Annotated in this window: 12 protein-coding genes, 2 rRNA genes and 1 other annotated feature (1 of these 15 running past the window's edge); all 14 genes read left to right on the forward strand. The window is 40.3% G+C overall.

Annotation, left to right across the window (positions count from 1 at the left end; translation table 11 throughout):
- A 23S ribosomal RNA gene (locus AFK25_RS00440) occupies window positions 1-179 on the forward strand; it begins 2,747 nt to the left of the window's first position.
- 74 nt (window positions 180-253) lie between these two features.
- Window positions 254-370: ribosomal RNA gene (rrf, locus tag AFK25_RS00445) — 5S ribosomal RNA — on the forward strand.
- A 171-nt stretch (window positions 371-541) separates the two neighbouring features.
- Window positions 542-1,003, forward strand: a complete 462-nt coding sequence (locus tag AFK25_RS00450; protein WP_009361432.1) for a CtsR family transcriptional regulator — start codon at window positions 542-544, stop codon at window positions 1,001-1,003.
- 14 nt (window positions 1,004-1,017) lie between these two features.
- Window positions 1,018-1,560, forward strand: a complete 543-nt coding sequence (locus AFK25_RS00455; protein ID WP_009361433.1) for a protein-arginine kinase activator protein McsA — start codon at window positions 1,018-1,020, stop codon at window positions 1,558-1,560.
- A gap of 1 nt (window position 1,561) precedes the next feature.
- Window positions 1,562-2,626 (forward strand): protein-arginine kinase McsB, encoded by a 1,065-nt coding sequence (locus AFK25_RS00460; RefSeq protein WP_009361434.1) that lies wholly within the window; start codon window positions 1,562-1,564, stop codon window positions 2,624-2,626.
- 20 nt (window positions 2,627-2,646) lie between these two features.
- The gene (clpC, locus tag AFK25_RS00465; RefSeq protein WP_009361435.1) at window positions 2,647-5,079 is read left to right on the forward strand and encodes an ATP-dependent protease ATP-binding subunit ClpC; all 2,433 of its coding nucleotides are present in this window, start codon (window positions 2,647-2,649) and stop codon (window positions 5,077-5,079) included.
- Window positions 5,080-5,137: 58 nt separating this feature from the next.
- Window positions 5,138-6,532: a DNA repair protein RadA gene (gene radA, locus AFK25_RS00470; RefSeq protein ID WP_019418672.1), complete on the forward strand. Its 1,395-nt coding sequence runs from the start codon at window positions 5,138-5,140 to the stop codon at window positions 6,530-6,532.
- Between the two features lie 90 nt (window positions 6,533-6,622).
- Window positions 6,623-7,711, forward strand: a complete 1,089-nt coding sequence (locus tag AFK25_RS00475; RefSeq protein ID WP_009361472.1) for a PIN/TRAM domain-containing protein — start codon at window positions 6,623-6,625, stop codon at window positions 7,709-7,711.
- A 19-nt stretch (window positions 7,712-7,730) separates the two neighbouring features.
- On the forward strand, window positions 7,731-8,417 hold the full coding sequence (ispD, locus tag AFK25_RS00480) for a 2-C-methyl-D-erythritol 4-phosphate cytidylyltransferase (RefSeq protein WP_035066588.1): 687 nt from the start codon (window positions 7,731-7,733) through the stop codon (window positions 8,415-8,417).
- The gene (ispF, locus tag AFK25_RS00485; protein WP_035066585.1) at window positions 8,417-8,899 is read left to right on the forward strand and encodes a 2-C-methyl-D-erythritol 2,4-cyclodiphosphate synthase; all 483 of its coding nucleotides are present in this window, start codon (window positions 8,417-8,419) and stop codon (window positions 8,897-8,899) included. Before ispD ends, ispF begins: the two co-directional genes overlap by 1 nt.
- Before the next feature lie 63 nt (window positions 8,900-8,962).
- Window positions 8,963-10,423, forward strand: a complete 1,461-nt coding sequence (gltX, locus tag AFK25_RS00490; RefSeq protein ID WP_009361475.1) for a glutamate--tRNA ligase — start codon at window positions 8,963-8,965, stop codon at window positions 10,421-10,423.
- 42 nt (window positions 10,424-10,465) lie between these two features.
- Window positions 10,466-10,686, forward strand: a binding site (T-box leader).
- 54 nt (window positions 10,687-10,740) lie between these two features.
- Window positions 10,741-11,406 (forward strand): serine O-acetyltransferase, encoded by a 666-nt coding sequence (gene cysE, locus AFK25_RS00495; RefSeq protein WP_035066582.1) that lies wholly within the window; start codon window positions 10,741-10,743, stop codon window positions 11,404-11,406.
- Window positions 11,387-12,784, forward strand: coding sequence for a cysteine--tRNA ligase (gene cysS / locus AFK25_RS00500; protein ID WP_035066580.1), 1,398 nt, complete (start codon window positions 11,387-11,389; stop codon window positions 12,782-12,784). Before cysE ends, cysS begins: the two co-directional genes overlap by 20 nt.
- 4 nt (window positions 12,785-12,788) lie before the next feature.
- Window positions 12,789-13,214 carry a Mini-ribonuclease 3 gene (locus AFK25_RS00505; protein WP_009361478.1) on the forward strand — a complete coding sequence of 142 codons (426 nt, stop codon included), beginning with the start codon at window positions 12,789-12,791 and terminating at the stop codon, window positions 13,212-13,214.
- The last annotated feature ends 2 nt before the right edge of the window (window positions 13,215-13,216 follow it).

Consider the following 13,216-nt stretch of genomic DNA (forward strand, 5'->3'; position numbering starts at 1 on the left):
GCTATGTGCGGAAGGGATAAGCGCTGAAAGCATCTAAGCGTGAAGCCCCCCTCAAGATGAGATTTCCCATCGCGTCAAGCGAGTAAGATCCCTTGAAGATGACAAGGTAGATAGGTCCGAGGTGGAAGCGTGGCGACACGTGCAGCTGACGGATACTAATCGATCGAGGACTTAACTAAACACACAAGAAAAGCGTAGGCGACAATGCAACCCCTGTTATCTAGTTTTGAAGGAATAATCCTTCATCATATTGCTCGGTGACGATGGCGGAGAGGTCACACCCGTTCCCATCCCGAACACGGAAGTTAAGCTCTCCAGCGCCGATGGTAGTTGGCGGGACACCGCCTGCGAGAGTAGGACGTTGCCGGGCAAAGAGAAGACCAAGACAAAAATTGTCTTGGTCTTTTTTGTTTTATTGATTGAATGCAGTGGGTAAAATATATGAGAAGAAAAGAAGGGATTCTTGCATTTTTGCAGAATTCCGTATATATTAAAATTAAAGTCAAATATAGTCAAAGTCAACTGGCAGAGGAGGGATTATGTGAGGAATATCTCTGATGTCATTGAGCAATATTTAAAGCAAGTATTAAATATGAGCGGAAAAGATATCGTCGAGATTAAACGAAGTGAAATTGCGGATAAATTTCAGTGTGTTCCTTCGCAAATTAACTATGTCATTAATACACGTTTTACGTTAGAGAGAGGATATATTGTTGAAAGTAAACGCGGCGGTGGCGGTTATATTCGTATTATGAAAGTGAAAGCCCAAAATGCTTCTCAGCTCATTGACCATTTATTGTCCATCGTTCGCGACCGAATTAGTCAGACGAATGGAGAGCATATTATTCAACGATTGTTAGATGAAAAGGTAATTTCGGAGCGGGAAGCGAATATGATGTTAAGCATTATTGATCGCGCAGTTTTATCTATTGACCTTCCTCATCGTGATGAACTGCGTGCCCGCATATTAAAAGCGATGCTGACATCGCTAAAGTATATGTAAAGAGGGTGAATCATTTGATATGTCAAGAATGCAATCAACGGCCAGCGACGCTTCATTTTACTAAAATTGTGAATGGGGAAAAAACAGAAATTCATCTTTGTGAACAATGTGCGCATGAAAAAGGTGAAATGTTTATGTTCCCTCATCAAGGCGCTTTTTCCATTAACAATTTAATTGCAGGATTATTAAATATGGATGCGTCATTAAAAGAACCAAAAGCGCCCTCTTTTCATAATGAGCATATATTACAATGCGAGCATTGCAAAATGACATATGCCCAATTTGTGAAAGTTGGTCGCTTTGGTTGTGCGAGTTGCTATGAGACGTTTCGTACCCATTTGCCACCTATTTTTCGAAGATTGCATGGCGGGCATGTAGCCCATGAAGGGAAAATTCCGAAGCGGGTCGGTGGGACATTATATGTTCGTAAACAAATTGGACAGTTAAAACAAATGTTACAGGAGCTTATTGCTAAAGAACAGTTCGAAAAAGCCGCTGAAGTGCGTGATCAAATTCGGGAGCTTGAGACAAAATTAAACGCAGAAGGGGGCGCTTGATATGAATGAATATGTATTTTTCCAACGCGCTCTCAGCCCATGGATGAACGAAGAAGGTCCAGACTCTGACATTGTATTAAGTAGTCGCATTCGTCTAGCGAGAAACATGAAACAATACTCGTTCCCGACCGTATTTACAAATGAAGAAGCGATGCAAATTGTTCAGTTATTTGAACAGTTATTTTCACAAAGACGTCTCGGTCATATCGGCCCCTTTTTCTTATTAAAAATGAATGAGTTACAATCGATTGAAAAGCGTGTGTTAGTCGAAAAACATTTGATTAGTCCTCATTTAGCTGAAGATTGTACATTTGGTGCATGTTTATTATCGGAACAAGAAGAAGCAAGCATTATGATCAATGAGGAAGATCATATTCGCATTCAATGTTTGTTTGCAGGTTTTCAATTAAAAGAAGCGTTAAAAATGGCTAACGCTTTAGACGACTGGATTGAACAACATGTCGACTATGCTTTTGATGAAAAATACGGATATTTAACTAGTTGCCCAACAAACGTCGGAACGGGATTACGTGCATCCGTTATGATGCATTTACCAGGACTTGTATTAACACAACAAATAAATCAAGTAATTCCAGCTATTAATCAGCTTGGTTTAGTTGTTCGTGGCACGTATGGAGAAGGCAGTGAAGCATTAGGGAATATTTTTCAAATATCAAATCAAATTACATTAGGAAAAAGTGAAGAAGATATTGTCGAAGATTTAACAGGAGTTGTTCGTCAATTAATTGAACAAGAGCGAATGGCGCGTGAGGCATTAGTCAAAACTTCTAACATACAATTAGAAGATAGGGTATATCGTTCTTACGGTGTGTTAACGAATAGTCGAATCATCGGTTCAAAAGAAGCGGCACAATGTTTATCTGATGTACGATTAGGTATTGATTTAGGGTATATTACGAACGTGCCAAAAACGATTTTAACAGAGCTAATGATTTTGACGCAGCCCGGTTTCTTACAAAAATATGCAGGTGGTGCGTTGCGTCCGCAAGAGCGAGATGTTCGCCGCGCATCACTCATTCGTGAACGATTATACCAATGGAAGTAAATTAAAGGAGGTTGATAAGAATGATGTTCGGACGTTTTACAGAGCGAGCACAAAAAGTGTTAGCACTAGCACAAGAAGAAGCAGTTCGTTTGGGACATAACAATATTGGAACAGAGCACATTTTGCTCGGCTTAATTCGCGAAGGGGAAGGAATTGCAGCAAAAGCGCTTATGGCGCTTGGATTAGGACCAGATAAAATTCAAAAAGAAGTAGAATCACTCATTGGACGTGGAAACGAAGTAGGACAAACGATTCATTATACGCCTCGTGCAAAAAAAGTGATTGAATTGTCTATGGATGAAGCTAGAAAGCTTGGACATTCGTACGTTGGAACAGAGCATATTTTACTTGGACTTATTCGTGAAGGAGAAGGTGTTGCTGCACGTGTTTTAAATAATTTAGGAGTAAGCCTAAATAAAGCTCGTCAGCAAGTGCTTCAATTATTAGGAAGCAATGAATCGGCATCAGGGCATCATGGGGGAACCACGCATGCGAACACGCCGACACTAGACAGTTTAGCACGTGATTTAACAGCCATTGCACGTGAAGGCGGTTTAGACCCTGTGATTGGAAGAAGTAAAGAAATTCAACGTGTCATTGAAGTGTTAAGTCGCCGGACGAAAAATAATCCTGTTTTAATCGGAGAGCCAGGTGTAGGGAAAACGGCTATTGCCGAAGGACTAGCTCAACAAATTGTCAATAACGAAGTGCCAGAGACGCTTCGCGATAAGCGTGTCATGACGCTTGATATGGGAACAGTCGTTGCAGGAACAAAATATCGTGGGGAATTTGAAGATCGTTTGAAAAAAGTAATGGATGAAATTCGCCAGGCTGGCAACATCATTTTGTTTATTGACGAATTGCATACGCTCATCGGAGCAGGCGGTGCGGAAGGGGCTATTGATGCATCAAATATTTTAAAACCTTCTCTTGCTCGCGGAGAATTACAATGCATCGGGGCAACAACATTAGATGAATACCGAAAATATATTGAAAAAGACGCAGCATTAGAAAGACGTTTCCAACCAATTCACGTTGGGGAACCAACGGTTGAGGAATCTATTCAAATTTTAAAAGGTTTGCGAGATCGTTACGAAGCTCACCATCGCGTTTCTATTTCAGATGAGGCGATTGAGCAGGCAGTAAAGCTTTCAGACCGCTATATTTCGGATCGATTTTTACCAGATAAAGCAATTGATTTAATTGACGAAGCTTGCTCGAAAGTACGCTTACGTTCGTTTACGACACCACCAAATTTAAAAGAGCTTGAACAAAAACTTGAGGAAATTCGCAAAGAAAAAGATGCAGCTGTGCAAAGTCAAGAGTTTGAAAAAGCAGCATCATTACGAGATGCAGAACAAAAATTGCGCGAACAACTTGAAGAAACAAAGCGGGCATGGAAAGAGAAACAAGGTCAAGAAAACTCTGAAGTGACTGTAGAAGATATTGCAGCTGTTGTATCAAGTTGGACGGGAATTCCGGTATCTAAATTAGCTCAAACAGAAACAGAACGATTATTAAAGTTAGAGGAAATTTTACATTCTCGTGTCATCGGGCAAGAAGAGGCAGTAAAAGCTGTTGCTAAAGCGGTTCGTCGTGCTCGTGCAGGATTAAAAGATCCAAAGCGTCCAATTGGCTCGTTTATTTTCCTTGGACCGACGGGTGTAGGAAAAACAGAGTTAGCGCGAGCGCTTGCTGAAGCGATGTTTGGCGATGAAGATGCGATGATTCGTATCGATATGTCTGAATATATGGAGAAACATTCGACATCACGTCTTGTCGGTTCACCTCCAGGATACGTCGGCTATGAAGAAGGTGGACAATTAACGGAAAAAGTTCGTCGCAAACCGTATTCTGTCATCTTATTAGATGAGATTGAAAAAGCGCATCCAGATGTATTTAACATTTTATTACAAGTGTTAGAAGATGGCCGTTTGACAGATTCGAAAGGACGCACAGTTGATTTCCGCAATACGATCATTATTATGACATCAAACGTTGGTGCTGACGCTTTAAAAAGAAATAAATATGTCGGTTTTAATGTGCAAGACGAAAGCCAGCAATACAAAGATATGAAAGGGAAAGTGATGGACGAGTTGAAAAAGGCGTTCCGTCCGGAGTTTTTAAACCGAATTGATGAAATTATTGTTTTCCATTCACTTGAAAAGAAACATTTGAAGGAAATTGTTTCATTAATGGTTGAGCAATTGAAAAAACGCCTACAAGAACAACAAATCGATTTAGAATTAACGGATGCCGCAATTGAAAAATTAGCAGAAGAAGGTTACGATTTAGAGTACGGAGCGCGTCCATTGCGTCGAGCGATTCAAAAACATATTGAAGATCGTTTATCTGAAGAACTGTTAAAAGGAACGATTGGCAGCGGACAAAAAGTTGTTATGGACGTAAAAGATGGTCAGTTTGTTGTGTTAACAACAGAGACAGTAAAATAACGAAAACAAGGTATGCTTACACGCATACCTTGTTTTTCATAATGAAAGGAATGGAGTAATGGTTAAGCGGAAAACGAAATTCGTTTGTCAACATTGTGGATATGAAACAGCGAAGTGGATGGGAAAATGTCCAGGTTGTCATTCATGGAACGCAATGGTCGAAGAAACGGAAATAGTAAAACCACATAACCGTGCGCTATTTGTGCATACAGAAGGGGTAGCAGCCAAACCTGTATCAATTACGACGGTAGAAACAACACAAGAACCGAGAATCGACACGAAGTTTACAGAGTTTAATCGCGTGCTCGGGGGCGGAATTGTTCGAGGTTCCCTTGTTTTAATTGGCGGAGATCCTGGTATTGGGAAATCAACATTATTGCTGCAAATTTGTGCTCAACTCGCAAACGACGGCCATCCTGTATTATATATTTCCGGGGAAGAATCAGTAAAACAAACGAAGTTGCGCGCTGAGCGGTTACATGTAACTGCTGAACATTTATATGTTTTGTCTGAAACAAATTTAGAGCATATTATTCAAACTGTTGATGAAATGAAACCATCGTTCGTTGTCATCGACTCGATTCAAACGATATATCGCTCAGAAATTACATCTGCACCAGGAAGTGTTTCACAAGTTCGTGAATGTACAGCAGAGTTGATGCGAGTAGCTAAAACGAAAGGGATTGCGATTTTTATTGTTGGGCATGTTACGAAGGAAGGGGCGCTTGCTGGACCACGCATTTTAGAACATATGGTTGACACCGTATTATATTTTGAAGGAGAGCGTCATCATACGTATCGCATTTTACGGGCGGTGAAAAATCGATTTGGTTCTACAAATGAAATCGGTATTTTCGAAATGAAAGAAGCAGGGCTAGCTGAAGTAAAAAACCCATCAGAAATTTTTTTAGAAGAGCGTTCTAAAGGAGCTGCCGGGTCCACGGTCGTTGCTTCGATGGAAGGAACGAGACCGGTATTAGTGGAAATTCAAGCATTAGTATCGCCGACTAGTTTCGGAACGCCGCGTCGAATGGCAACAGGAATAGATCATAATCGCGTTTCTTTACTAATGGCTGTGCTTGAAAAAAGAGTTGGTTTGCTTCTTCAAAACCAAGATGCTTATTTAAAAGTAGCTGGTGGCATAAAGTTAGATGAACCTGCGATTGACTTAGCCATTGCAGTAAGTATCGCTTCGAGTTTCCGTGATCAACCAACAAATCATACGGATGTCGTTATTGGGGAAGTCGGATTGACAGGTGAAGTACGTCGCGTCTCTCGTATTGAACAACGTGTACAAGAAGCTGCGAAGCTCGGCTTTCAACGCATCATTATTCCGAAAAGCAATATCGGTGGCTGGAACATTCCAAAAGATGTTGAAGTTATTGGGGTGGTCAACGTAGAAGAAGCGCTATATTATGCATTAGGAGAAGGGAAAAATCGCCCAATATTTTAACAAAACCATTAAAAAATCATTAAAAATCATGTTCAGATTGGTTTCAAACATTGGAAACTGTTTATAATGTAATAGAGGAGGTGAAAAAACGTGTTAAAACGAATTGTGCAAGCATCTTTTTTAATTACTGGGGGCATGTTAGGAATCATTTTCTTTCCTACTTTGTTAAAGCTGTTGCACTTAGACGATTTTCCTTATGTCGATAGCCCGTATGTAGCGGCCCCAGTTGGTGCGATCATCGTATTCCTTCTCACGTTTTGGTTAGTCGATCATGTGGTTGGACTTATTCATTGGATGGAAGAAACGTTAGTCAAAGCACCTGTAACCGATTTATTATTCGGAAGTCTCGGTTTAATTTTCGGATTGATTGTAGCCTTTTTAGTCGTTATTCCATTAAACTCTATTCAAATTCCGCTTGTTAATACGATATTACCTATTTTTCTTACGCTATTGTTAGGGTATTTAGGATTTCAAGTCGGATTTAAAAAGCGCGATGAGTTAATGGGCTTATTTTCTTTGCCAAACCGAAGTGGCAAGAAAAAAGGTGGCGAGGAAGAGGAGAAAAAAGGAAAATCGCTAAAAATTTTAGATACGAGTGTCATTATTGACGGGCGTATTGCGGATATTTGCCAAACAGGCTTTTTGGAAGGGACGATTGTTATTCCTCGTTTTGTCCTAGAAGAATTGCAGCATATTGCTGATTCTTCGGATGCGTTAAAAAGAAATCGCGGACGGAGAGGGCTTGATATTTTAAACCGTATCCAAAAAGAGTTAGCCATTAACGTTGAAATATACGAAGGCGATTTTGAAGGAATTCAAGAAGTCGACAGCAAGCTTGTAAAATTGGCGCAATTGACGTCAGGGGTTGTTGTGACAAATGACTTCAACTTAAATAAAGTATGTGAATTACAAAATGTTCCTGTGCTAAATATTAACGATTTAGCGAACGCGGTAAAACCGATTGTTCTTCCGGGGGAAGAGCTGAATGTTCATGTGATTAAAGATGGGAAAGAACAAAATCAAGGTGTTGCTTATTTAGATGACGGAACGATGATCGTTGTAGAAGATGGGAAGGACTATATCGGAAAACGAGTTGATGTGCTTGTAACGAGCGTGTTACAAACGTCAGCTGGAAGAATGATTTTTGCCAAGCTAAAGCTACTTGAAAAAGCATTATAAGCTGTTAGGAGTTAGGGAAATGAATTATCATGTCGTTATACCGGCAGCTGGCCAAGGAAAACGAATGAATGCAGGAATGAATAAACAATTTATCGAGCTTGAAGGAGTACCCGTTATTATCCATACGTTACGTGTATTTGAACGAGATGATTTTTGTCAAGGCATTGTGTTAGTCATTAATGATCAAGAACGTGAGCAGTTTGTTCATATGCTTCATCGTTTTGAAATAAAAAAAGTGAAATCCCTCGTTTCAGGAGGGGAAGAAAGGCAACAAAGCGTCTATAATGGATTAAAAGCGGTGAATGACGGTCATATTGTGCTCATTCATGATGGTGCTCGTCCGTTTATAACGATAAATAAAATTCACGAACTCGTTCGAGTGACAAAAGAGACAGGAGCAGCTGTGTTAGCTGTTCCTGCCAAAGATACGATGAAACAGGTGATCGATGGCCATATTGAAAAAACGGTCGATCGGTCGAGCTTGTGGGCTGTACAAACGCCACAAGCTTTTTCCATGCCATTAATTATCGCTGCCCATGAACGAGCAAAAAAAGAACAGTTTATCGGAACAGACGATGCAAGTCTCGTTGAGCGGATCGGTCATCGCGTCGTTGTGGTAGAAGGCGAATATACGAACATTAAACTTACAACACAAGAAGATTTATTATTTGCGGAAGCGATTTTACGTGCGAGAGGGGATCGATGATGTATCGAATTGGACAAGGGTTTGATGTCCATCAGTTTGCTGAAGGGCGTCCACTTATTATTGGCGGAATACACATTCCGTATGAAAAAGGGTTGCTCGGACATTCCGATGCAGACGTATTGCTCCATGCGATTGCCGATGCGTGTTTAGGAGCGATCGGTCAAGGAGATATTGGAAAACACTTCCCTGATACAGATGACGCTTACAAAGATGCTGACTCTGCACTCTTATTACAACGTGTATGGAGCCTTGTACGCCAACATGGATATGCGCTTGTGAATGTTGACTGTACAATTATTGCGCAAAAGCCAAAAATGGCGCCATATATTGCAAATATGCAAAAACGAATTGCCGAGTTGTTAGAAGGAGACGTTTCACAAGTAAATGTAAAAGCAACGACGACAGAAAAGCTTGGTTTTACAGGGAGAGAAGAAGGAATTGCAGCACAAGCCGTCGTTTTGTTACAAAAAAATAATGAATGATGGATTTTGTATGCCGTTTACGGTACAATGAGGTACAGAAATTAGGTAGATGGAGGTTATGGCATGTCACAGGAAGTTAGGGTGCGTTATGCGCCAAGTCCGACGGGGCATTTACATATCGGTGGTGCGCGTACAGCATTATTTAACTATTTATTTGCGCGACATCATCACGGAAAATTTATTGTCCGCATTGAAGATACAGATATTGAGCGAAATGTAGAAGGCGGCGAACAATCACAACTTGAAAATTTGAAATGGCTCGGGATTGAATATGATGAATCTGTAGATAAAGATGGTGGATATGGTCCTTATCGCCAAACAGAGCGTCTGCACATATATCGCCAATATACAAACGAGTTGTTAGAAAAAGGACATGCATACAAATGTTTTTGTACACCTGAGGAGTTGGAACAAGAGCGTGAGGCGCAAAAAGCGGCAGGTATTGCAGCGCCACAATACAGCGGAAAATGCCGTCACTTAACAACAGAGGAAGTTCAGCAGCTAGAGGCGGAAGGCAAGCCTTATACGATTCGTTTAAAAGTACCGGAAGGAAAAGTATATGAATTTGAAGATATGGTGCGCGGTCGAGTATCTTTCGAATCGAAAGATATTGGTGATTGGGTCATCGTAAAAGCGAATGGTATCCCAACGTATAACTTTGCTGTTGTCATTGATGATCATCTCATGAAAATTACACATGTATTCCGCGGTGAAGAGCATTTATCGAACACACCGAAACAGTTAATGGTGTATGAATATTTTGGTTGGGAGCCACCAAAATACGCGCATTTAACGCTTATTGTGAATGAAAATCGTAAAAAATTATCAAAGCGCGATGAATCAATTATTCAATTCGTTTCCCAATATAAAGAGCTTGGATATTTACCAGAAGCGATGTTTAACTTTTTCGCCTTATTAGGCTGGTCTCCTGAAGGTGAAGAGGAGATTTTCACAAAAGAAGAACTTATTCGCATTTTTGATGTTTCTCGCTTATCAAAATCTCCATCGATGTTTGATAAGCAGAAACTGACATGGATGAACAACCAATATATTAAAAAGCTTGATTTAGATCGACTAGTTGAATTATCGCTTCCTCATTTAATTCGAGCGGGGCGCTTGCCAGAACAAATGACCGATGAACAAAAACAGTGGGCTCGCGATTTAATTGCGCTATACCAAGAGCAAATGAGCTACGGTGCCGAAATTGTTCAGTTATCAGAGTTGTTCTTTAAGCAAGAAATCGAGTATGATGAAGAAGCAAAGGCTGTTTTAGATGGCGAGCAAGTACCGCTTGTGTTAAAAGCATTTTATGAGCAAGTGGAGCAGCTTGCAACGTTTGATAGTGATCATATTAAAGCTGCAATTAAAACAGTGCAAAAAGAAACGGGACAAAAAGGGAAAAACTTATTTATGCCGATTCGTGTAGCGGTAACAGGGCAAACGCACGGTCCAGAACTTCCAGAGGCTATTCGTTTGCTCGGAAAAGAAACGGTAATGTCCCGATTAGCAAAATTCATCCGTTAACATTTCCTCGTTTATATAATAAAATAGGTGTAAGTCATATCGGTGAAAGCGTTGATGAGGAGAAGTAAAAAGAATCAGCATGTCAGAGAGAACCACCTTGGCTGGAAGTGGTTTATGCTTGGTTCTTTTGAAATGCACCTCGGAGCCTCCTTTCGAACCAGAGACGTTCTGCAGTAGAATGGAGCGGATTCCCTTCCGTTATAAGGGCAAGAGTGAGCCTTTTGGCTAAACAGAGTGGAACCGCGCAATGAAGCGTCTCTGTGTCATCGTACACAGAGACGTTTTTTTATTTAGAAGATAACAAAGGGGGGAACAACATGCTTAAAACATTAAAAGAAGACATTGAAGTTATTTTCGAACAAGATCCGGCAGCAAGAAGTTATTTAGAAGTCATTTTAACGTATTCTGGGCTACATGCGATTTGGGCACATCGTATTGCCCATGCGCTGTATAAGCGAAAATTTTACTTTTTAGCTCGCCTTATTTCGCAAATTAGCCGCTTTTTTACCGGTATTGAAATTCACCCGGGTGCAAAAATTGGCCGCCGCTTTTTCATCGATCACGGCATGGGAGTTGTCATTGGGGAAACGTGCGAGATCGGTGATAACGTAACGGTGTATCAAGGTGTCACACTCGGTGGAACCGGTAAAGAAAAAGGAAAACGTCATCCAACGATTAAAGATAATTGCTTGATTGCTACCGGTGCGAAAGTGCTTGGGTCCATTACTATTGGAGAGAATAGCAAAATTGGGGCAGGTTCGGTTGTGTTGAAAGATGTACCACCGAACTCGACAGTTGTTGGTATTCCAGGACGTGTTGTTGTACAAAATGGAGTGCGTGTCAATAAAGATTTAAATCATTGTGATTTACCGGATCCAATTGCAGATCGTTTTAAAGAGTTAGAAGCAGAAATCGAGCAACTAAAAACACAATTAGAAGAACTAAAGAAAGGAACGGTGAACCATGAGCATTCAAGTGTATAATACGTTAACGCGAAAAAAGGAGCCGTTTATCCCGATTGAACCAAATAAAGTAAAAATGTATGTATGTGGCCCGACAGTATACAACTATATTCATATTGGTAACGCTCGTCCGGCTATTGTATTTGATACTATTCGACGCTACTTACAATTTCGTGGGTATGAAGTTCAATACGTCTCTAATTTTACCGATGTAGACGATAAACTTATTCGAGCAGCAAGAGAACTAGGAGAAGACGTGCCGACTATTGCAGAGCGGTTTATTGAGGCGTATTTTGAAGATATTACAGCGCTTGGTTGCAAAAAGGCAGATGTTCATCCACGTGTGACAGAAAACATTGATACGATCATTGAATTTATTGAACAGCTCATCGAAAAAGGATATGCGTACGAAGTTGATGGTGACGTATATTATCGCACACGTCGCTTCTCTGATTACGGGAAGTTATCGCATCAATCGATTGACGAATTAAAATCAGGTGCCCGTATTGAAGTGGGGGAGAAAAAAGAAGATCCTCTTGATTTTGCGTTATGGAAAGCGGCAAAAGAAGGGGAAATTTACTGGGATAGTCCATGGGGGAAAGGTCGTCCAGGATGGCATATTGAATGTTCAGCCATGGCGCGTAAATATTTAGGAGATACGATTGACATTCATGCCGGTGGGCAAGATTTAACGTTCCCGCACCATGAAAATGAAATTGCTCAATCGGAAGCGTTAACAGGGAAAGTTTTTGCGAAATATTGGTTGCATAATGGCTACATTAATATCGATAACGAAAAAATGTCAAAGTCGCTTGGAAACTTTATTTTAGTGCATGACATTATTAAGCAAGTTGATCCGCAAGTGTTGCGTTTCTTTATGCTTTCGGTTCATTACCGTCATCCAATTAACTATAGCCAGCCGCTCCTTGACAGTGCAAAAAGTGGGTTAGAACGTTTAAAGACAGCATATACGAATTTAAAACATCGTTTAGAAAGCAGTACAAATTTAACGACAAACGATGAACAATGGCTGACGAAAATTGAAGATTTAAAAAATGAATTTATTCGTGAAATGGATGATGATTTTAATACAGCAAACGGGATCGCCGTTTTGTTTGAACTAGCTAAACAAGCGAACGTATATTTGATGGAGAAGCATACATCTCAAGCGGTGATTCAAAAGTTTTTACAACAATTTGAACAGCTTTTTGATGTACTTGGTCTTTCTTTAAAACAAGATGAATTGCTTGATGAAGAAATTGAAGCGCTCATTCAACAGCGAATTGAAGCAAGAAAAAATCGCGATTTTGCATTAGCTGACCGCATTCGTGATGAACTAAAGGCGAAAAACATCATTTTAGAAGATACACCACAAGGAACGAGATGGAGAAGAGGATAAAACAATGCTGCATTTGTTTCCTAAAATTAAAGATTTTCAACAGTTAAACGGTTTAACGTTAGCTTACATTGGTGATGCCGTATACGAGTTATTCGTACGGCATCATCTCCTCGCTTTAGGAAAAGTAAAGCCAAACGATTTACACAACTTAGCAAAAACATATGTTTGTGCTAAAGCACAAGCTAAAGTGTTGCAATCGTTATTAAATCATCATCAACTATCTGATCAAGAAATTTCCATTGTCCGACGTGGACGTAACGCAAAATCTGGGAGCATTCCAAAAAGTACAGACGTACAAACGTATCGTCAAAGTACAGGGTTTGAAGCATTAATCGGCTACCATTTTTTAAATGGGAATGAAGAGAGGCTCCATCAATTAATGCAATGGGTGTTTGATGTACAACACAATGATGAGGAAAGGGGGATGTAACG

Source organism: Anoxybacillus gonensis (assembly GCF_001187595.1).
Classification (GTDB): domain Bacteria; phylum Bacillota; class Bacilli; order Bacillales; family Anoxybacillaceae; genus Anoxybacillus; species Anoxybacillus gonensis.

Coding starts and splice junctions, on each gene's coding strand:
- AFK25_RS00460 (WP_009361434.1), top strand. CDS start 1,562: ATGAATGAATATGTATTTTTCCAACGCGCTCTCAGCCCATGGATGAAC.
- clpC (WP_009361435.1), top strand. CDS start 2,647: ATGATGTTCGGACGTTTTACAGAGCGAGCACAAAAAGTGTTAGCACTA.
- radA (WP_019418672.1), top strand. CDS start 5,138: ATGGTTAAGCGGAAAACGAAATTCGTTTGTCAACATTGTGGATATGAA.
- ispD (WP_035066588.1), top strand. CDS start 7,731: ATGAATTATCATGTCGTTATACCGGCAGCTGGCCAAGGAAAACGAATG.
- ispF (WP_035066585.1), top strand. CDS start 8,417: ATGTATCGAATTGGACAAGGGTTTGATGTCCATCAGTTTGCTGAAGGG.
- gltX (WP_009361475.1), top strand. CDS start 8,963: ATGTCACAGGAAGTTAGGGTGCGTTATGCGCCAAGTCCGACGGGGCAT.
- cysE (WP_035066582.1), top strand. CDS start 10,741: ATGCTTAAAACATTAAAAGAAGACATTGAAGTTATTTTCGAACAAGAT.
- cysS (WP_035066580.1), top strand. CDS start 11,387: ATGAGCATTCAAGTGTATAATACGTTAACGCGAAAAAAGGAGCCGTTT.
- AFK25_RS00505 (WP_009361478.1), top strand. CDS start 12,789: ATGCTGCATTTGTTTCCTAAAATTAAAGATTTTCAACAGTTAAACGGT.